At 75.2% G+C, this 18,735-nt stretch carries 20 protein-coding genes; 12 read left to right on the forward strand and 8 right to left on the reverse strand.

All coding sequences use genetic code 11. The features are described 5' to 3' along the window. Positions 1 to 148 precede the first annotated feature (148 nt). The 8 genes from AFB00_RS08990 to AFB00_RS09025 all read left to right on the forward strand — a co-directional run bounded on the left by AFB00_RS08990 (position 149) and on the right by AFB00_RS09025 (position 5,373). Positions 149 to 1,015, forward strand: coding sequence for an LmeA family phospholipid-binding protein (locus AFB00_RS08990; RefSeq protein WP_083275380.1), 867 nt, complete (start codon positions 149 to 151; stop codon positions 1,013 to 1,015). Between the two features lie 231 nt (positions 1,016 to 1,246). Beyond that, a complete protein-coding gene (locus AFB00_RS08995) occupies positions 1,247 to 1,753 on the forward strand; it encodes a DUF4395 domain-containing protein (protein WP_068796848.1) in 507 nt (168 codons plus the stop codon). After that, entirely contained in the window at positions 1,750 to 2,586 is an 837-nt protein-coding gene (locus AFB00_RS09000) for a sulfurtransferase (protein ID WP_068796849.1), read from the forward strand. Before AFB00_RS08995 ends, AFB00_RS09000 begins: the two co-directional genes overlap by 4 nt. A gap of 2 nt (positions 2,587 to 2,588) precedes the next feature. Continuing rightward, positions 2,589 to 2,888, forward strand: coding sequence for a DUF1416 domain-containing protein (locus AFB00_RS09005; RefSeq protein WP_068796850.1), 300 nt, complete (start codon positions 2,589 to 2,591; stop codon positions 2,886 to 2,888). Positions 2,889 to 3,031: 143 nt separating this feature from the next. Further along, complete coding sequence (locus AFB00_RS09010) at positions 3,032 to 3,238, forward strand: hypothetical protein (protein WP_068796851.1); 207 nt, start codon at positions 3,032 to 3,034, stop codon at positions 3,236 to 3,238. After that, positions 3,235 to 3,864, forward strand: coding sequence for an FABP family protein (locus AFB00_RS09015; protein WP_083275381.1), 630 nt, complete (start codon positions 3,235 to 3,237; stop codon positions 3,862 to 3,864). Before AFB00_RS09010 ends, AFB00_RS09015 begins: the two co-directional genes overlap by 4 nt. A 25-nt stretch (positions 3,865 to 3,889) precedes the next feature. After that, entirely contained in the window at positions 3,890 to 4,513 is a 624-nt protein-coding gene (locus tag AFB00_RS09020; RefSeq protein ID WP_231974292.1) for a 5-oxoprolinase subunit B family protein, read from the forward strand. Next, positions 4,510 to 5,373 carry a biotin-dependent carboxyltransferase family protein gene (locus AFB00_RS09025; protein WP_068796852.1) on the forward strand — a complete coding sequence of 288 codons (864 nt, stop codon included), beginning with the start codon at positions 4,510 to 4,512 and terminating at the stop codon, positions 5,371 to 5,373. Before AFB00_RS09020 ends, AFB00_RS09025 begins: the two co-directional genes overlap by 4 nt. On the opposite strand, the gene AFB00_RS09030 is transcribed toward AFB00_RS09025, so the two are convergent. Further along, the gene (locus AFB00_RS09030) at positions 5,374 to 7,035 is read right to left on the reverse strand and encodes a hypothetical protein (RefSeq protein WP_197519802.1); all 1,662 of its coding nucleotides are present in this window, start codon (positions 7,033 to 7,035) and stop codon (positions 5,374 to 5,376) included. Between the two features lie 10 nt (positions 7,036 to 7,045). Continuing rightward, positions 7,046 to 8,977, reverse strand: a complete 1,932-nt coding sequence (locus AFB00_RS09035; protein ID WP_068796854.1) for a hypothetical protein — start codon at positions 8,975 to 8,977, stop codon at positions 7,046 to 7,048. Positions 8,978 to 9,266: 289 nt separating this feature from the next. On the opposite strand from AFB00_RS09035, the gene AFB00_RS09040 reads away from it, so the two are divergent. From AFB00_RS09040 to AFB00_RS09055, 4 genes are all read left to right on the forward strand, one after another. Next, on the forward strand, positions 9,267 to 9,677 hold the full coding sequence (locus AFB00_RS09040) for a Fur family transcriptional regulator (protein WP_068800137.1): 411 nt from the start codon (positions 9,267 to 9,269) through the stop codon (positions 9,675 to 9,677). Then, positions 9,674 to 10,774 carry a CAF17-like 4Fe-4S cluster assembly/insertion protein YgfZ gene (gene ygfZ / locus AFB00_RS09045; protein ID WP_068796855.1) on the forward strand — a complete coding sequence of 367 codons (1,101 nt, stop codon included), beginning with the start codon at positions 9,674 to 9,676 and terminating at the stop codon, positions 10,772 to 10,774. The genes AFB00_RS09040 and ygfZ overlap by 4 nt, the downstream gene beginning before the upstream one ends. Before the next feature lie 208 nt (positions 10,775 to 10,982). Beyond that, positions 10,983 to 11,186, forward strand: coding sequence for a DUF3073 domain-containing protein (locus tag AFB00_RS09050; RefSeq protein WP_068796856.1), 204 nt, complete (start codon positions 10,983 to 10,985; stop codon positions 11,184 to 11,186). 215 nt (positions 11,187 to 11,401) lie between these two features. Next, on the forward strand, positions 11,402 to 12,118 hold the full coding sequence (locus AFB00_RS09055) for an NUDIX hydrolase (RefSeq protein ID WP_068796857.1): 717 nt from the start codon (positions 11,402 to 11,404) through the stop codon (positions 12,116 to 12,118). A gap of 31 nt (positions 12,119 to 12,149) precedes the next feature. Here AFB00_RS09055 and purM read toward each other — a convergent pair whose 3' ends face one another. The 6 genes from purM to purS form a co-directional block, all read right to left on the reverse strand. Next, positions 12,150 to 13,247, reverse strand: coding sequence for a phosphoribosylformylglycinamidine cyclo-ligase (purM, locus tag AFB00_RS09060; RefSeq protein ID WP_068796858.1), 1,098 nt, complete (start codon positions 13,245 to 13,247; stop codon positions 12,150 to 12,152). Positions 13,248 to 13,306: 59 nt separating this feature from the next. Beyond that, positions 13,307 to 14,899 carry an amidophosphoribosyltransferase gene (gene purF, locus AFB00_RS09065; protein WP_068796859.1) on the reverse strand — a complete coding sequence of 531 codons (1,593 nt, stop codon included), beginning with the start codon at positions 14,897 to 14,899 and terminating at the stop codon, positions 13,307 to 13,309. A gap of 130 nt (positions 14,900 to 15,029) precedes the next feature. Next, complete coding sequence (locus AFB00_RS09070) at positions 15,030 to 15,395, reverse strand: sterol carrier family protein (protein ID WP_197519905.1); 366 nt, start codon at positions 15,393 to 15,395, stop codon at positions 15,030 to 15,032. A gap of 62 nt (positions 15,396 to 15,457) precedes the next feature. Beyond that, positions 15,458 to 17,764 carry a phosphoribosylformylglycinamidine synthase subunit PurL gene (purL, locus tag AFB00_RS09075; protein ID WP_068796860.1) on the reverse strand — a complete coding sequence of 769 codons (2,307 nt, stop codon included), beginning with the start codon at positions 17,762 to 17,764 and terminating at the stop codon, positions 15,458 to 15,460. 51 nt (positions 17,765 to 17,815) lie between these two features. Beyond that, positions 17,816 to 18,502 carry a phosphoribosylformylglycinamidine synthase subunit PurQ gene (gene purQ / locus AFB00_RS09080; protein WP_068796861.1) on the reverse strand — a complete coding sequence of 229 codons (687 nt, stop codon included), beginning with the start codon at positions 18,500 to 18,502 and terminating at the stop codon, positions 17,816 to 17,818. After that, entirely contained in the window at positions 18,499 to 18,732 is a 234-nt protein-coding gene (purS, locus tag AFB00_RS09085) for a phosphoribosylformylglycinamidine synthase subunit PurS (protein WP_068796862.1), read from the reverse strand. Before purS ends, purQ begins: the two co-directional genes overlap by 4 nt. Positions 18,733 to 18,735 lie beyond the last annotated feature (3 nt).

Consider the following 18,735-nt stretch of genomic DNA (forward strand, 5'->3'; position numbering starts at 1 on the left):
TCAGCACGATCGCGACCGGCCTCACGCCATCGGTCTTGATCGGTACCGCGATCGATCGGGACCACGCCCACGGGGCCGCCCGCGTCCGCGGCCGCCCGGCTCACTACCGTTCAGGGGGTCGTCAACCCTGCGACCAGGAGGAACCACCGTGTCGTCGCCTGCTCCCCCGGCCCGCCGGGGCACCGACCGGCGCGCCACGGTGCGCCGGTCGATCGCCGCCGTCCTCGCCGTCGGGGCGGTGCTCGTGCTGGCCGACTTCGGGACGGCCGCCGCCGCGGAGTACGGGATCTCCCGCCAGATGCGCGACCGGCTGCAGCTGCCGGAGGACCCGTCGGTGCGGGTCCAGGGCTTCTCCTTCATCGCCCAGGCCGTCACCGGCCGCTACGACCAGGTCGACGTGTCGATGCAGCGGGTACCGATCGGGTCGATGCGCACGCCGGTGATCGGCGTGCGGATGTACGGGGTGCGGGCCCCGATCGCCGATCTCGTCGGCTCGGACGCGCGGTTCCGGGCCGCCGCGGCCCGCAGCAGCGTGCAGATCGGGCCGCTGGACGTCCGGCGGATGGTCGTCGCCCGGGGCGGCCCGGCCGCGACGGTGGAGCGGCTGACCGTCGAGCAGGTCGAGCCGGACACGATCGACGAGGCGGTCGTGGCCGGTGGCGATCCGACGCTGCGTGGCCTCGACCCGCGCACCGCGGCGCTGTTCGCCGCCGAGATGCCGGTCGACGGCGCCGAGACCCGGGTGGCCGTGCTCTCCGCGCTCGTCGTGTCCGACGGGGCGCTCCGGATCGTCCCGCGCGACGTGCGCGAGTACGGCACCGGCGAGCCGGTGCCCGCGACCGTGCGGGAGGCCCTGACCGACGCGCTCGCGATCGACCTGGACCCCGGCCCGCTGCCGCTCGGCGTCCCGGCGACGACGGCGTCGGTGCCGGGCCCCGACGTCCTGGAGATCTCCGGTTCGGTCCGGGACCTCGCCGTCGGCGACGGCGAGCCCTCCAGCGGTTCCACGAGCTGAGACACCGGCCCGGTGTGAGGCGATCGTCCGGGTGGAACGGCTACACGCACCTCGCCCGTTCGGCTACCCTCGGGCCCGTGAACTGGCCGCTGACCCGACGCCGCACGGTCGATCTGTGCCGTCTGGCCGGCTGCCTGTGTCTGGACTCCTGACCCGCGTGCCCTGACGGCCGCGGCGCCGGGCACACCGCCCGTGCCGGCCGTTCCCGACCCGGTTCACAGGAGTCCCTCCATGTCCGTCACGGACCTCGGTCCCGTGCACCTCGAGCCCCGGCTCGATCCGCGCGGGATCCGGTTCTCCGCCGGCGTCAGCGCCGCGGTCCTGGCGCTGGTCCTGCTGTCCGGCAGCGGCCTGCTCGCCACCGCACAGGCCGTCGTCCTGGCCGTCGGCGCGTTCGCCGGCATGCGGTTCGCGCCCTACGGCGTGCTGTACCGCCACCTGCTCGCGCCGCGCCTGGAGCCGGTCTCCGGCGGGGAGGACGCCGCCCCGGCCCGCTTCGCGCAGGCCGCCGGGCTGGTCGTCGCCACCGCCGGGGCGATCGGCTACCTCTCGGGGCTGACCACGCTCGGTGCCGTCGCCACGGCGTCGATGCTGGTGGTGGCCCTGCTCACCGCAGCGACCGGGTACTGCCCCGGCCGCGAGCTGTACGGGCTCCTCGCCCGCCTGCGCACCGGACCGGCCGGTGCGCACCTGACCGTCCACCACCGTCGACACCGATCGGGAGTACTACGAACATGAGCCGCGAGGACGTCCTCGTCACCGCCGACTGGGCGGAAGAGAACCTGGAGACCGACGGGGTGGTGTTCCTCGAGGTCGACGAGGACACCACCGCCTACGACGGGGGGCACCTCCCCGGTGCAGTGAAGATCAACTGGACCGAGGAGCTGCAGGACGCGGTCCGCCGCGACATCCCCACCAAGGAGCAGTTCGAGCAGCTGCTCTCGGCCAAGGGCGTGTCGAACGACGACAAGGTCGTGCTCTACGGCGGCAACAACAACTGGTTCGCCGCTTACGCCTACTGGGAGTTCAAGCTCTACGGCCACGACGACGTGGTGCTGCTCGACGGCGGCCGCAAGAAGTGGGAGCTCGACGGCCGGACCCTGACCACCGACGTCAAGGACCGGGCCGCGACCTCCTACACCGCCAAGGAGGCCGACAACTCGATCCGCGCGCTGCGCGACGAGGTCGTCGACGCGATCGACACCAAGAACCTGGTCGACGTCCGCTCGCCCGACGAGTTCTCCGGCAAGATCCTGGCCCCGGCCCACCTGCCGCATGAGCAGTCGCAGCGCCCGGGGCACATCCCGTCGGCGGTGAACATCCCGTGGTCGAAGGCGGCCAACGAGGACGGCACCTTCAAGTCCAACGAGGAGCTGGCCACGCTCTACGCCGAGGCCGGTTTCGACGAGGGCAAGGCGACCATCGCCTACTGCCGCATCGGCGAGCGCTCGAGCCACACCTGGGTGGTGCTGCGCGAGCTGCTGGGGCACACCGACGTCAAGAACTACGACGGCAGCTGGACCGAGTACGGCTCGCTGATCGGCGTGCCGATCGAGCTGGGGGCGAAGTAAGCATGTGTGGAGCACCTGACCAGTCCCTGACCCTGCCCGCGGGCACGGACCTCTCCAAGGAGACCGTGCTGGCGGGGCGCGTCGTGACCGGTGGCGAGCCGGTCGCCGGCGCGTTCGTCCGGCTGCTGGACGGCACCGGCGAGTTCACCGCGGAGGTCGTGTCCTCGGCCTCGGGTGACTTCCGGTTCTTCGCCGCCCCCGGTACCTGGACGGTCCGTGCGCTCTCGCGCTCGGGCAACGGCCAGGCCGAGCTCGTCGCCGACGGGCCGGGCCTGCACCAGGCGGAGATAGCCGTCGCCTGAGCTTGCGATGGCGCGAGACAACACCGTCGCCTGAGCTCGTTCCACCCCCCTACGACGAACGCCGTCCCGGTTGCCGGGGCGGCGTTCGTCGTGTCCGTGCGCCGGACGGCCGACGGCTCGTCCGGTGCGTAGACTCGCGCGCCGTGCACTGGTTCTCCACCGGGTTGTTGATCGCCCTCTCCGCGGGAACCGCCGTCTGGTCGGGCTGGCTCCTGCGGCGCCTGTTCGTCTTCGAGCCGGCCCCGGCCGTGACCGGCGGCCGAGCCGCCCCCGACCACGCCGACGGCGCAGACGGTGCCGAGGACGCCGACCGCGGCGCCGACGACCACGACGAGGAGCTCGCCCCGTGACCGATTCCCCCGACGACCAGCTGCAGACGACGATCACCGGGCCGGAGAACGCGGCTCCGGACTCGCCGCGGCGCAACCGTCCGCAGTGGGAGGACCTGCCCGTCGCCGACGACACGGCGAACCTCCGCCAGGGCCCCGACCTGCACGACTGGTGCCTGGGCGTGCTGCCGCTGGTCGGCGTGTGGCGGGGTGACGGCGAGCTGGTCGACCCGGCCACGAACGAGCCCCGCCCGTTCGGCCAGCAGCTCACCTTCGCCCACGACGGGCGCGCGTTCCTGACCGTCGAGTCCCGGACCTGGCTGCTGGGCCCCGACGGCGAGATCGGCGACCTGCTGGAGCGGGAGACCGGTTTCTGGCGGCCGCAGGAGGACGGTTCGCTGGAGGTCGTGCTCGCCGACAGCAGCGGCCTCGTGGAGATCCTCTACGGCCCCAAGGGCGACATGCGGTCCTGGCAGATCGAGTCCGACGCCGTCGCCCGGACGGCGACCGCCCGGGCCACCGTCGCCTCGAAGCGGCTCTACGGCCTGGTCAACCAGGGCGACCTGGCCTACGTCGACGAGCGTGCGGTCGACGGCGGCGGCCTGACGCCCTACATGTCGGCGGTACTGCGCCGCGTCGTGGGCTGAGCCCGGCACCGGCATGGACACCGGTATGGACACCGGTATGGACACCGTGGCCCGCCCGTGCGGGAACCGGGCGCTGCTCTTCGAGACCGGCTCCGCCGACGCGGTCGCGGCGATCGTGGCGGCCGTGCGCGCCGCAGACCTGCCCGAGGTGACCGAGCTGGTGCCCGCCGCCCGGACGGTGCTCGTCGAGGTGGCTCCCGGCTCCGGTCTCGACCGGGTCCGGGCCGCGGCGCGGACCGCCGACCCCGCGGCGGGCCGGGCCGGGACCGGGGTGCTGCACACGATCGGCGTCGACTACGACGGCGCGGACCTGCAGCTCGTCGCCGACACCGCCGGGATCGGGACCGACGAGGTGGTGGCGCTGCACTCCGGCGCCGAGTACACGGTGGACTTCTGCGGGTTCGCACCCGGCTTCGGCTACCTCTCCGGCCTGCCGGAGCCGCTGCGCCAGCCGCGGCTGGAGAGTTCCCGCACCGCCGTCCCGGCCGGCTCGGTCGGCGTCGCCGACGTCTACAGCTGCGTCTACCCGCGCCGCTCCCCCGGGGGCTGGCGGCTGATCGGGCGGACCGACGTCGTCCTCTTCGATCCGGCGGCCGAGCGACCCGCCCTGTTCACCCCGGGCGACCGGGTCCGGTTCGAGCCCCGGTGAGCGCGCTGCACGTGCTGCGGGCCGGACCGCAGGCGCTGGTGACCGACCGCGGTCGCCCGGGCAACGCCCATCTCGGGGTGCCGCCGTCGGGCGCGCTGGACGGCCCGGCCTACGAGCTGGCGAACCGGCTGGCCGGCAACGCCCCCGGTGCGGCCGCGCTGGAGCTGCTCGGCGGTGGCCTGCGGCTGCGGGCCCGCGGGAACCAGGTCGTCGCGGTGACCGGGGCGCCGGCTCCGGTACGGCTCGCCGGGCGCGCCGTCGGATCGCACACCGCGCTGTACCTGCCCGACGGCGCCGAGCTGGACGTGGGCGCGCCGGTCGGCGGGCTGCGGGTCTACCTCGCCGTCGCGGGCGGGCTCGATCTCCCGGCCGCGCTGGGCAGCCGCAGCACCGATCTGCTGTCCGGCCTGGGCCCGGCCCCGCTCTCCGACGGCGACGAGCTCGGCGTCGGCCCCCGGCCCCCGACGTTGCCAGCGTACGGGCCGGTCCCGTTCTCGCTGCCGGTCGGGCCGCTGCGGCTGCGGGTCCGGCTCGGGCCCCGGGCGGACTGGTTCGACGACCCCCGGTCCGCGCTGACCGGCCCGAGATGGACGGTCACCCCGGACGGCAACCGGATCGGCGTGCGGCTCGACGGACCGCCGCCGCGGCGGCACGCCGGCACCCGGGACCGGGAGCTTCCGAGCGAGGGGATGGTCACCGGCTCGGTGCAGGCACCGCCGGACGGGCCGCCCGTGGTGTTCCTCGCCGACCATCCGACGACCGGCGGCTACCCGGTGATCGCGGTCGTGGAGCCCGCGGACCTGCCGGGCCTGGCGCAGGCGGTGCCGGGGACCTCGGTGCGGTTCACCGTGCTGGGCTGATCAGCCGCTCTCGTCGGCGGCGTCCCCGGCGGCGCCGTCGTCGGCCCGCCCGTCCAGGATCGTCCGGACGTCCGTCGCCGGCATCCCCGACAGCCGGCCGATCTGGACCGGGTCGAGCCCGCAGTCGTGCAGGTGCCGGACGGCGCCGGCCAGCTCCGCGCGCCGCCGGCGCAGGACGTCGCCCAGCTGCTCGATCCGGTCCCGGGACGCGTCGAGGGTCTCCGTCGCGTCCACCGCCCGGCCGGGGTCGGCGAGCAGCACCCCGAGCAGCCGGTCGCGGGCGTCCGGGCCGGTCACCGGGGCCGGGCTCGGGGAGGGCACCACGGCGAGCGGCAGCTCCTGCTGGTCGCCACCGCAGGACCCGGCGTCGTCGAACCCGGTCCGGCGCAACCGGGCGCTGTGCACCGCCCGGGCGGCGAGTGCCTGCTGGACGGCCCGGGGCATCGGGTCCGTGGTCCCCGGGAAGGTGTCCCCGGTGCCGGTGGCCGCGACGACGTCGTCCGGGTCGGGCCGGCGGCCGGACGGGGCCGGCCCGGCGCTGGGCAGGTCCTCCATCGCGGGCAGGGTCCGTTCCGTCGACCAGGGCGGCAGCGGGGCGACCGCGAGATCGTCGGCCACGGTGGGGTCGTCGGGCCGGGATCCCGCATCGGCGGCGGGCCGGCCGGGCACGACGCCGGGCTGTTCCGGTGCGCCGGGGTGGGCGTCGTCGACGACCCGCAGGCGGGTTCCTGCACGGGTGGACCCGTCCGCGGCGGGGCTCCACTGCGCCGGTTCCTGCTCGGTACCGGGCACCGGTTGGTGCCCGGTACCGGCCCGCGTCGTGTCGGTGGTGTCCGGCGCCGCGTCCGGTCCCGTGGCTGCGGCGGTGTCCGCCCCGGTGCCCGCCGTGTCCGGGCCTGTGCCAGGTGCCGTGCCCGACGCGGTGGCCGCCGCCGTGGGCGGCACGGTGCGCGGCCGTGGATCCGGCGCTGTGTCCGGCCTGATGTCCGGCCCGGTGTCCGGCGCTGCGTCCGGGCCGGTGCCCGGCGCGGCGTCCCCGGACGCGGTGCGCCCCGGCGGGTACGGGAAGGGGACCGGGCGGCGGCCCGGCACCGGTGGCCACGGCGCGTCGGGAGCGGTGCGGGACACCGTGAACGCGTCCGGGCGCTCGTCCGACGGCGCCACGGCGCCGTCGTCCGGTGCTGTCGTGGTGTCAGCGGGCGACGGCCCGGCCGCGGCGTGCCGGCCGGTCGGGGCCGCCGGGACGGGCATCGGGACGGTGCTCTGCACGGCGGCGGGTTCCGGCACGGGGCCGGACGGGGTGCCGGGCGATCCCGCGTCCGCCGGGTTCCGGTCCGGCGGCGGCTGGTCCACGCCCCGGGCATCGCCGCGCTCCGCGACCGCGTCCGCGACCGTGCGGGGGCGGACCGGGGCCGGCGGGTCGGCCGGGCCGCCCGCCCGCTCACCCGTCCAGTCCTCGGCACACGGATGGGGGCCGGGCGTCGGCACCGGCGGTGCGACGGGCAGCGGAGCCGGCGCCGGGACCCGGCGGGCCCGCCAGACCCCCCACAGGACCAGGATCACGAGCACGCCCGCACCCAGCACCGCCGCAGCGGCGATGGGCGGGACCGTGAACGAGCCGAGCTGCATGGACCCGGACCCTATGCCGGTCGGGCCCCGCACGCGGGGAACCTCAGGGGCTGCGCGTCCCCGAGGACTGCTGCGCGGCGCTCGGCCGGGGCGCTCCCGAACCGTTGCCGCCACCCGAGCCGCCGGAGCGGCCGTTGGCGGGCCGTCCACCGGCCGGATCGGCGGGCTCGGACCCGCCGCTACGGCCACCCTGACCACTGCCACCCTGGTCGGATCCACCACGCGGCGACTGCGAGCCGTTCGGACCGGCGGGCCGGGCCGCGGCCGGGTTCGCCGTCGTCGGCGGGTCCACGGCGGGCGGCGACGCCGGGGATGGCGCCTTCGGATCCCCGGTCGACGGCTTCTGCGAACCATCCGACGGAGTGTCACCGGAACGGCGGACGACACCGACCGCCGTGGTCCGTTCGGGATCCTTGGTGGACGGACGGGACTGGTCCTGGCGGGGCACCGCCGACGTCGCGGGGTCGGGCGCCTGCGGCTCCGACGCCGGCCGGAACAGCTCCGCGGCCTCCGGCTCCTCGACCGGCGAGGGACGGACCGCGGTGGTGCGCTCGACGCCGTCGGCGGGCGGCGCGCCCGGGCCCGGCGACGGCCGGGGCCCCGGGGTCGGGGACGGCCGCGGACCCGGCCGCGGTCCGCCCTGGCCCTGCGGCCCGGGCTTCGGCGCGGGCGTGCCCTGCTGGCCGGGCGCCTGCCCGGCACCCTGGCCCGGCTGGCCCGGCTGGCCCGGCTGGCCCGGCTTCTGCTGAGCAGCGCCCGACTGACCCGGCTTCTGCTGAGCGGCCGCCGGCTGGCCCGGCTTCTGCTGGGCGGCGGCCGGCTGCCCCTGCTTCTGCTGGCCCGACGCCGCCTGGTCGGCCCCGCCCGAGGACGGGTCGTTCGGCCGCGCCGGAGCCGGTCCGCCGGAGCGCCCCGCACCCGCCGGGGTACCGGAACCGCCCTGGCCACGCGGCGGTCCGGGCACCGGCCGCGCCTGCGACCCGGAGTCGGCACGGCCCGGACGACCGGGCTCACCCCGGTCCTCGGCCCGTGCGACCGGTTGCTTCACGATCTCCGGCCCGCCGGAACGGGCGGCGTCCGGGGCCGAGCCCTCACGCGGACCCGGACGGGCCGGGGCGGGCTGCCCCGGAGCGCCGCCGGCGCGCTGGTCGGGCTGGCCCCCCGGGCCGGACGGGCGCGGGCCGGGCCGCGGCGGGCCGGCCGCGTCGCCGCGCGCGGCGGGAGCGGAGCCGTTGGTGCCGCTGGGCTGCTGCGGGGTGCCCGTGGGACGCCCCGCCGCACCGGGGCGTGGCTTCTGGCCGCTGTCCCCGCGGCGGGCCGCCTCGCCGTCCTCCGGACGGCCGGCCTGCGGAGCACCGTTGCGCGCGGCCTCGCCGCGCGCCGGGTCCTCCGGCCGGTCGGCGCCGGGTGCCGCACCGGCGCGGGCACCGGGACGGCCGTTCTCGGACTGGCCGCCGGGAGCTTCGCCGCGCAGCTCGTCGCGACGCCGGGTCAGCTCGGTGACCTCGGCGCGGAGCTTGTCGCCGTGCTCGCGGGCCCGGTCGGCGTCCGCACGGGCCCGTTCGACCTGCTTGCGTGCCTCGGTGGTGACGCGCTCGGCGTCCGCCTTCGCCTTGGCCCGGATCTCCTCGGCCTCCTCCTCCGCCTTCTGCAGGATCGCCTGCATGCGGTCGGAGAAGTCGTCGACGGCGCCGTGCCGTTCCGGCTCGCCGGGGCCGGGACGCGCACCGGGCCGCGGGCCCGGTCGCGACGGCGCACCGGGTGCCCCCGGCGTGGCGGCGAAACCACCGGGCGGGGACATCGGCATCGGCGGCGGCATCGGCCGGCTCCGCAACGCGTCGATGTCGGCCCGCATCCGCCCCATGACCCGCTGCAACTGGACCACGTGCTCGTCCACCTGCTTGCGGTCGTAGCCGCGGAGTACGACGTCGAACCGCGGGGAACCGCCCGGGCGGTCCGCCCCGTCTGCCGTCATCGCCTCTCCTCACAGGGTCGTCCGGCACTGCGCGGGGGCACCCGGCCGGGTACACCGACCGACGTCCCCCCGACCACAGGGTAGCCGCGCCCCGACCGCGACGGCGAACTCCACGGCACGGAGCGGTCACCCGGCGGCGTGGCAGGCTCCCGCCGCGGCCCGTTCCGTGGCACGATGCGCGGCTGCCGTGCGGGGGACGCGACGGGCCACCACCGCGCCGGTCGCAGCGCCTACCATCGGGTGGGTGGACTCCTCGCTGAAGGGCACGCTGCACGAGCGCGGGCTGCGGATGACCCCTCAACGACAACTGGTCCTGGACGCGGTCCGCGACCTGGGGCACGCCACGCCGGAGCAGGTGTGCACGCGGGTCCAGCAGACCGCACCGGCCGTCAACATCACCACCGTCTACCGCACGCTGGACCTGCTCGAGGAGCTCGGGGTCGTCCGGCACGCCCACCTCGGGCACGGCGCCCCGACCTACTCCGAGCACCAGCACCGGCACGTCCATCTGGTCTGCCACCGTTGCGGGCGGGTCGACGAGGCCCCCATCGAACTGCTGTCCGATGTGGCCGAACGCACGCTCGGCGACCTCGGCTTCCGGCTGGACGCCACGCACGTGGCGCTCTCGGGTACCTGCGCGGACTGCACCGGTCCCACCGATCGGGTGCGCGCACCGCAGAGCGCGGAGGGAGAACGATGACCGCATCCGGAACCGAACCGGCCACCGACCAGGCACCGGAGCCGGACGCCGCCGTCCCGGCCCACCACGGCGACCCGCCCGCCGAGCAGCGGGCGATGGCCCGCTCGGCCGCCGTCGTCGACCGGGGCCACCGCGACGTGCTGGTGGTGACCGGGTCCGAACGCCTGTCCTGGCTGCACCTGCTGCTCACCCAGCACGTGAGCGAGCTCCCGCCGGGGACCGGGACCGAGGCGCTGGTACTCGACATCCAGGGTCGTGTGCTGCACCACATGGGGGTCGCGGTGACCGCCGACGCGGTCCATCTCGACACCGAACCGGGTGACGGCGCCGCGCTGCTCGACTACCTGGGCAAGATGGTCTTCTGGTCCGACGTGTCGCCGCGGGACGCGACCGCCGAGCTGGCCGTGCTCACGGTGGTGGGGCCGGAGACCGCGCAGGTGCTCGGCGGCGCCGGGCTGCCGGTGCCCGACGCCCCGCACGGCGTCGTCGCGCTGCCGGGCGCCGGTTTCGTCCGCCGGACCCCCGGCCCCGGCCGGGACGCCGCGGACGTCGTCGTCCCCCGCGCGGAGGCCGAGGAGCACCGTGCGGCACTCGTCGCGGCCGGGGCGCGGGCCGCGGGCACGATCGCGTTCGAGGCGGCCAGGGTCGAGTCCCGGATCCCCCGGCTGCACCTCGACACCGACGACCGCACCATCCCGCACGAGGTCGGCTGGATCGGCTCGGCGGTGCACCTGACCAAGGGCTGCTACCGGGGCCAGGAGACGGTCGCCCGGGTCGCGAACCTGGGCCGCCCGCCGCGCCGGCTGGTCCTGCTGCACCTCGACGGCGGTGACGAGGAGCTGCCGCGGACCGGCGACCCGGTGCTCCGCGACGGCCGCGCCGTCGGCCGGGTGGGCACGATCGTGCAGCACCACGAGCTGGGCCCGGTCGCGCTGGCGCTGATGAAACGCTCCGTGCCGGTGGACGCCGAGCTGACCGCCGGTGCCGACGACCGGGTGTCGCCCGCCGCGATCGACCCGGACTCCTACGAGGCCGACCCGGAGCGCCCGCCACCCGGGCGGGCCGCCCGGGACCGCGCCGCGGGGCGCCCCGGCTGAGATCCGGGCCGCACCCGCCCCGGAGCACGGGCGGGCGGGTGGCCCCGGTGGCCCCTCGCACCCACACCTGTGACGACGGCGGTGCCGCGTCGCACATACCGGGGTGCGCAGGGTACGGTTGTAAGCACGACATTGATGAGACGAGAGGGGCCGCCGGGTCGTGTCAACTGACCGGGCCGCCCCTTCCCTGTTGTAAGGGGGACCTGCCATGGGGCGTGGACGAGCCAAGGCCAAGCAGACGAAGGTGGCCCGTGAGCTCAAGTACAGCTCCCCTTCTATGGATCTCGACGCCTTGCAGGCCGAGATCGGTAGCGTGACGGCGGTGACTACTGACAACCGCGATGACGACTACGGGGAGTACGACGACCTCGCCGCGAAGTACAACGACGAGGGCGACGACCCCCGTCGTTGAGCCACGCCCCGACGTCCGGGTGAGCCGGGGACGGTAGTCCCTGCCCCGCCCGGGCGCCGTGGTGTGCGCAGGGCCGGGTGGCCCGCTCGTCGATACGGGCGGCACGCCGGTCGTACCGGGCGGTTCCGCCCGGCCGACCGGATAGGGCAAGATCATGTCCACGACCCGGCCCGGGTCGCCGTCCCTGGTTCCGTCCCGTCCGAGGTGGTCACGACATGCGCGGCAACCTCTTCGCGGTCGCCGTGAACCTCGTCGTGCTCACGGTGCGGTCCGACCGGCTGCACGTCCTGCTCATCGAGCGGGGTGAACGGCCCTTCGCCGGTGCGTGGGCGTTGCCGGGTGGTTTCGTCCTGCCGGACGAGGACCTCGTGCACACGGCGAGCAGGCGGCTCGGCGAGGAGACCGGCTCCGACACCGGCCACGCCGTCGTGGGCCATCTGGAGCAGCTGGCGAGCTACGCGGCACCCGATCGCGATCCGCGGGGCCGGGTGCTGTCGGTCGGGTACCTCGCGTTCGTCCCGGACATGCCGGAGCCCACGCCCGGTGGCGGCGCCACCGCGTCGGCCTGGTGCCCGGTCGACGCCGTCGGCCCGCTGGCGTTCGACCACGAGCGGATCCTGTCCGACGGCGTCGAGCGGGCGAAGTCCAAACTGGAGTACACGACGCTCGCGGCGTCGTTCTGCCCGCCGGAGTTCACCGTCACCGATCTGCGCCGGGTCTACGAGGCCGTCTGGAGCACCTCGCTGGACCCCCGCAACTTCCAGCGCAAGGTCACCTCGACCGAGGGTTTCCTGGTCCCGACGGCGACGCTGGTGACCGGCGGCCGCGGCCGCCCGCCCCGGCTGTTCCGGCGCGGGGCGGCGACCGCCCTGCACCCGCCGATGCTGCGCGAGTCGCACCGGACGGGCGAGCGCGTGCAGCCGGTCGGCTGAGGGAGCCCGGCCGTACGCGCCGGGCGCCCGCTCAGAAGCGGGGGTGCTCCCCGCGCAGCAGCACCCGGGCGCCGAGCTCGCCGGAGTCGGCGCCCTCGACGTCACCGGTCCGGGCGACCTCGCCGAGGACCCAGGCCGGGACGTGCCGGGCGGTCAGCACGGCGAGCGCGCGGTCGACGTCCTCCGGGGGCAGCACCGCGACCATGCCGACGCCCATGTTGAACGTCTTCTCCATCTCGGCCCGGTCGACCCGGCCCCGGCTCTGGATCAGCTTGAAGATCGGGGCCGGCGTCCAGGAGCCGCGCTCGACGGTCGCCGCGAGCCCGTCCGGCAGCACCCGCTCCAGGTTCCGGGCGAGCCCACCGCCGGTGACGTGGGAGAACGTGCGCACGCCGGTCTCGGCCGTGATCGCCAGGCAGTCCTTGGCGTAGATCCGGGTCGGGACGAGCAGTTCCTCGCCGAGGGAGTGGTCGAACTCCTCGAGCTCGCCCTCCAGCGGCAGCCGCGCGATGTCGAGCAGGACGTGGCGGGCCAGCGAGTAGCCGTTGGAGTGCAGGCCGGAGGAGGCGAGCGCGACGAGCACGTCCCCCGGGCGGACCCGGTCCGGGCGCAGCATCTTCTCGGCGTCGACGATGCCGACTCCGGTGGCGGACAGGTCGTACCCGCCCTCCTCCATCAGGCCGGGGTGCTCGGCCGTCTCCCCGCCCAGCAGTGCGCAGCCCGCCTGCTGGCAGCCGTCGGCGATGCCGCGGACCAGCGTCGCGACCTGGTCCGGGACCAGCTTCCCGACGGCGATGTAGTCCTGCAGGAACAGCGGCTCGGCACCGCAGACGACGAGATCGTCGACGACCATCGCGACCAGGTCCTGGCCGATGGTGTCGTGCTTGTCCATCGCCTGCGCGATCGCGACCTTCGTCCCGACGCCGTCGGTGGAGGCGGCGAGCACCGGCTCGGAGTACTTGCCGAACTTCGCCGCGAACAGCCCGGCGAAACCGCCGATGCCACCCATGACCTCGGGCCGGGTGGCCTTCTCGGCGAACGGGCGGAACTGCTCGACGGCCCGTTCCCCCGCATCGATGTCCACCCCCGCCGATGCGTAGCTGGCAGGGCCGGACTCGGTCGAGGGCATGGGTCGGTTCTCCAGGGAAAGCAGGCGTGCGGACGGGGTCTTCTCGGGCGCAGAACGGCTCAGGGCCGGCTCAACGCCTCCCCCGCACCGTAGCCGACGGCCAACGGGCCCGGATCCGGGCGGGCGGGCGACGACACCGCGGCGCCGGAGGTTTCGGAGGGGATGTCCTCAAGGAGGTGCTTGCCGAGCTGCGCCTCCTCCGGGAGCGCGATCGGGTACTCGCCGTCGAAGCACGCGCAGCACAGCCGGGAGCGCGGCTGCTCGGAGGCGGCCACCATCTCCTCGACCGAGACGTAGCCCAGCGTGTCCGAGCCGATCGAGCGGCGGACACCCTCGGCGTCGGCACCGTTCGCGATCAGCTCGGCCCGGCTGGCGAAGTCGATCCCGTAGAAGCACGGCCAGCGGACCGGCGGGGACGCGATGCGCACGTGCACCTCCAGGGCACCGGCCTCGCGGAGCATCCGGACCAGCGCCCGCTGGGTGTTGCCGCGCACGATCGAGTCGTCGACGACGACCAGGCGCTTGCCCCGGATGACGTTGCGCAACGGGTTCAGCTTCAGCCGGATGCCGAGCTGGCGGATCGTCTGGCTGGGCTGGATGAAAGTGCGGCCGACGTAGGCGTTCTTCACCAGGCCCTGGCCGTAGGGGATGCCGGAGCCCTGGGCGTACCCGATCGCGGCCGGGGTGCCGGACTCCGGGACCGGGATGACCAGGTCGGCGTCGACCGGGTGCTCCTCGGCCAGCCGCCGGCCGATCTCGACCCGGGTGTCGTAGACCGAGCGGCCGGCGATGTGGGTGTCCGGCCGGGCCAGGTAGACGTACTCGAACACGCAGCCCTTGGGCTCCGGGGCGGCGAAGCGCTGGCTGCGGATGCCGTCGGCGTCGATCGCGATGAGCTCGCCGGGCTCCACCTCGCGGACGAACGAGGCCCCGACGATGTCCAGCGCCGCGGTCTCCGAGGCCACCACCCAGCCGCGTTCGAGCCGCCCGAGCACCAGCGGGCGCACCCCGTGCGAGTCCCGTGCGGCGTACAGCGTCGTCTCGTCGGCGAAGGTCAGCGAGAACGCGCCGCGCAGCCGGGGCAGCAGCCGCATCGCGGCCTCGTACACGCCGAGGTCCGCGGCGCCGGCCGCCAGCAGCTCGGTGACGAGATCGGAGTCGGTGGTCGCGCGCAGCCCGGGCCGGGTGCGGTTCTCCAGCTTCGAGACGTCGTCGCGCAGCTGGGCGGTGTTGACGAGGTTGCCGTTGTGGCCCAGTGCCAGCCCGGACCCGGTGGCGGTCGTCCGGAAGGTCGGCTGGGCGTTCTCCCAGGTCGTGGCCCCGGTGGTGGAGTAGCGGCAGTGCCCGACGGCGAGGCTGCCGCGCAACGACGACAGGGTCTGCTCGTCGAACACCTGGCTGACCAGGCCGAGATCCTTGAACACGACCATGCGCTTGCCGTCGGAGACGGCGATCCCGGCGGCCTCCTGGCCGCGGTGCTGCAGCGCGTAGAGCCCGTAGTAGGTCATCTTCGCGACGTCCTCGCCCGGCGCCCAGACGCCGAAGACCCCGCACTCCTCACGGGGTGCGGGGTCGTCGTCGAGGAGCGCATCGGGTGCGTCACATCGTGCGGTGGTGGCAGGGCTGACGGTGGTGTCCCGAGCGGAACTCAACGCGGCGCTCCTCGACTGGCGTACCGGACCAGGGGTGATCGTACGCGCGCACCACCGCGTCGACCCAGGTCTTCGGACGGACGTCACCCCACGTTGCGCTGTGCATCCGGGTGGTCACACCGTGCCGCGCTCAGCGCAGCGGCAACAGGTCCGCGACCTCCGCGGCCCGGGAGCCGGACGCCTGCAGCGCGCCGGACCCCACGGCGTCGGCCCAGGCCAGCTCCCCGATCGCCAGCCCGATCCAGGTCCGCGGGTCGGTCTCGACGACGTTCGGCGGGGTGCCCCGGGTGTGCCGGGGCCCGTCGATGCACTGCACCGCGCCGAACGGCGGCACCCGGACCTCGACGCTGTGCCCCGGCGCGCGGCGGGTCAGCTCCTGCAGCCACTCCCGGACCGCGGCCTTGCGCACCGCCCGGTCCGGCTGCGGGCCACCACGGACCCAGCCGATCAGGACGTCCCCGCCGAGTTCCGCGCCCGCATCCGGGGCGGCGCCCACGCCGGGGGTCGACCGCTCGCCGGGGGCCGCGCCCTCGCCCGGGGGCACGCCCTCGGCCGGGGTCACACCGAGACCGGCCCGAACCGGGCCGGCAGCGTGCCCTCCCACGCACCGCGCAGCTCGTCGATCTCCAGCTCACCGGCGGCGTCGCCGAACCGCAGCGCCGATCCGCCGGTGGTGCCGATCCGGACCGCCGGGACGCCGGCCGCGGCCGCCCGCTCCAGGAACGCCGCGGCGTCGGCGACGGTCACCAGCACCCGGCCGGCGGACTCGGCGAACAGCGCGGTGAACGTGTCGTCGTGCACCACCGCCAGGTCGATCGTCGCGCCCCGGCCACCGGCCAGTACCGCCTCGACCAGCGCGTGCCCGAGCCCGCCGTCGGAGAGGTCGTGGCTGCCGGTCAGCACCCGGTCGGACGCGGCCGCGGCGAGCAGCCCGGCCAGGCGCCGCTCGTGCTCCAGGTCGACGGTCGGCGGGGTGCCGCCGAGGTGGCCGTGCACCTCGTGTGCCCACTCCGAACCGCCGAACTCCTCGGCCGTGCGCCCCAGCAGGATCACCGCCTCGTCGTCGGCACCGGCGAACCCGGAGGGCACCGCGGTGGTGACGTCGTCGATCACGCCGAGCACGCCGACGACCGGGGTCGGCAGGATCGCGGTGCTGCCGGTCTGGTTGTAGAAGCTCACGTTGCCGCCGGTCACCGGGGTGCCCAGGACCGCGCAGCCGTCGGCGAGGCCGCGCACCGCCTGCTGGAACTGCCACATGACGTGCGGGTCCTCCGGCGAGCCGAAGTTCAGGCAGTCGGTGACGGCCAGCGGCACCGCACCCGAGGTGGCGACGTTGCGGTAGGCCTCGGCCAGCGCCAGCTGGGCGCCGGTGTACGGGTCGAGCGCGACGAACCGGGCGTTGCAGTCGGTGGCGACCGAGATCCCGCGGCCGGTCTGCTCGTCCACCTGGACCACACCGGCGTCCGCACCGTGCGCGGCGACCGTGTTGCCCCGGACGTAGCGGTCGTACTGCTCGGTCACCCAGGACCTCGACGACAGGTTCGGCGCCGCCGCCATCCGCAGCAGCTCGGCCCGCAGCTCCGAGGGCGTCTCCGGCCGGGGCAGGGTCGACGGGTCGTCGGCGTTCAGCGCGTCCTGGGCGGCGTCGTCGCGGGCCACCGGGCGCTCGTAGACCGGGCCCTCGTGGGCGACGGTGCGCGGCGGGACGTCGACCACGGTCTCGCCGCCGGAGGTGATGACGAGCCGGTCGCCGTCGGTGACCTCGCCGATCACCGTGGCGATCGTGTCCCACTTGCGGCAGACGGCCAGGAACGCCTCGACGTTCTCCGGCGTCACGACCGCGCACATCCGCTCCTGGGACTCCGAGGAGAGGATCTCGGCGGCGGTCATGCCGGTGGCGCGCAGCGGGACGGTGTCGAGGTCGACGTACATGCCGCCGTCACCGGCGGAGGCCAGCTCCGAGGTCGCGCAGGACAGTCCGGCACCGCCGAGGTCCTGGATGCCGACGACCAGCCCGGCCGCGAACAGCTCCAGGCAGCACTCGATCAGGACCTTCTCCGTGAACGGGTCCCCGACCTGCACCGACGGCAGCTTCTTGCGCCCGCCGCCGGCCGAGGAGGCGTCGAACGTCTCCGAGGCCAGCACGGAGACCCCGCCGATGCCGTCGAGACCGGTCGTCGCCCCGAACAGGATGATCTTGTTGCCGGTGCCCGACGCGAACGCCAGGTGCAGGTCCTCGGTCTTGAGCGCACCCACACAGAGCGCGTTGACCAGCGGGTTCCCCGCGTACGACGGGTCGAAGACGACCTCGCCCGCGACGTTCGGCAGGCCGAGGCAGTTGCCGTAGCCACCGACCCCGGCGACGATGCCGGGCAGCACCCTGGTGGTGTCGTCGGCGTCGAGCGGGCCGAACCGCAGCGGGTCGCCGACCGCGATCGGGCGGGCGCCCATCGCCATGATGTCCCGGACGATGCCGCCGACACCGGTCGCGGCGCCCTGGTAGGGCTCCACGTATGACGGGTGGTTGTGCGACTCGACCTTGAAGGTCACCGCCCAGCCGTCGCCGATGCTCACCACACCGGCGTTCTCGCCGATCCCCGCGAGCATGCTCGCGCGCATCTCGTCGGTCGTGGTCTCACCGAAGTAGCGCAGGTGCACCTTCGACGACTTGTACGAGCAGTGCTCGCTCCACATGACCGAGTACATGGCCAGCTCGGCGTCGGTGGGCCGGCGGCCGAGGATGTCCCGGATGCGGGCGTACTCGTCGTCCTTCAGCCCGAGCTCACGGTAGGGCTGCGGCTGGTCCGGTGTCGCCTCGGCCTGCTTGACGGAATCGACGGACACCTGGGCGGCGGGATTCGTCACGGCGCCAGGGTAGTCGGCGGCCCACGGGCGCCGCCGACCACCGTGCGCCGGTCAGCCGGCGACCGCGGTCCGCAGCACCGAGGTGAACAGACCGAGACCGTCCGACGACGGTCCGGTCAGGGCGCTCGTCGCGTGCTCCGGGTGCGGCATGAGCCCCACGACGGTGCCGGTCGCGTTGGTGATCCCGGCGATGTCGCGGGACGCGCCGTTCGGGGCGCCACCCCGGTAGCGGAACACCACCCGGCCCTCGCCCTCCAGCTCGTCGAGGGTGGCCGCGTCGGCGACGTAGCGGCCCTCCTGCGACTTCAGCGGGATCAGCAGGGTGTCCCCGTCGGTGTAGTCGCCGGTCCAGGCGGTCCGCGTGTTCGCCACGGTCAGCCCGACGTCGCGGCACACGAAGTGCATCCCAGCGTTCGCGACGAGCGCGCCGGGCAGCAGGTGCGCCTCGCAGAGGATCTGGAAGCCGTTGCAGATGCCGAGCACCGGGAGGCCGCGCCCGGCGGCCTCGACGACCTCGGTCATGATCGGGGCGAGCGAGGCGATCGCGCCCGCCCGCAGGTAGTCGCCGTAGGAGAACCCGCCCGGCACGACGACCGCGTCGACCCCGCGCAGGTCGTGGTCCCCGTGCCACAGCGGGACGGCCTCGGCACCGGCGCGCCGGACGGCGCGGGCGGCGTCGACGTCGTCGAGGGTCCCGGGGAAGGTGATCACACCGACGCGACCGGTCGCACCGCTCACAGCCGGGTCACCGTCCAGTCCTCGATCACCGGGTTCGCCAGCAACGAGCCGGCGAGCCGGTGCAGGGTCTCGTCGTCGATCGCGTCGTCGACGTCGAGCTCGAAGTGCTTGCCCTGCCGCACGCCGCTCACCCCGGACACGCCGATCCGGCCCAGCGCCCGGGTCACGGCCTGACCCTGAACGTCGAGGATCTCGGGCTTGGGCATCACGTCCACCACCACTCTGGCCACGCC

It is taken from the genome of Pseudonocardia sp. HH130630-07 (assembly GCF_001698125.1).
Taxonomy (GTDB): Bacteria; Actinomycetota; Actinomycetes; order Mycobacteriales; family Pseudonocardiaceae; genus Pseudonocardia.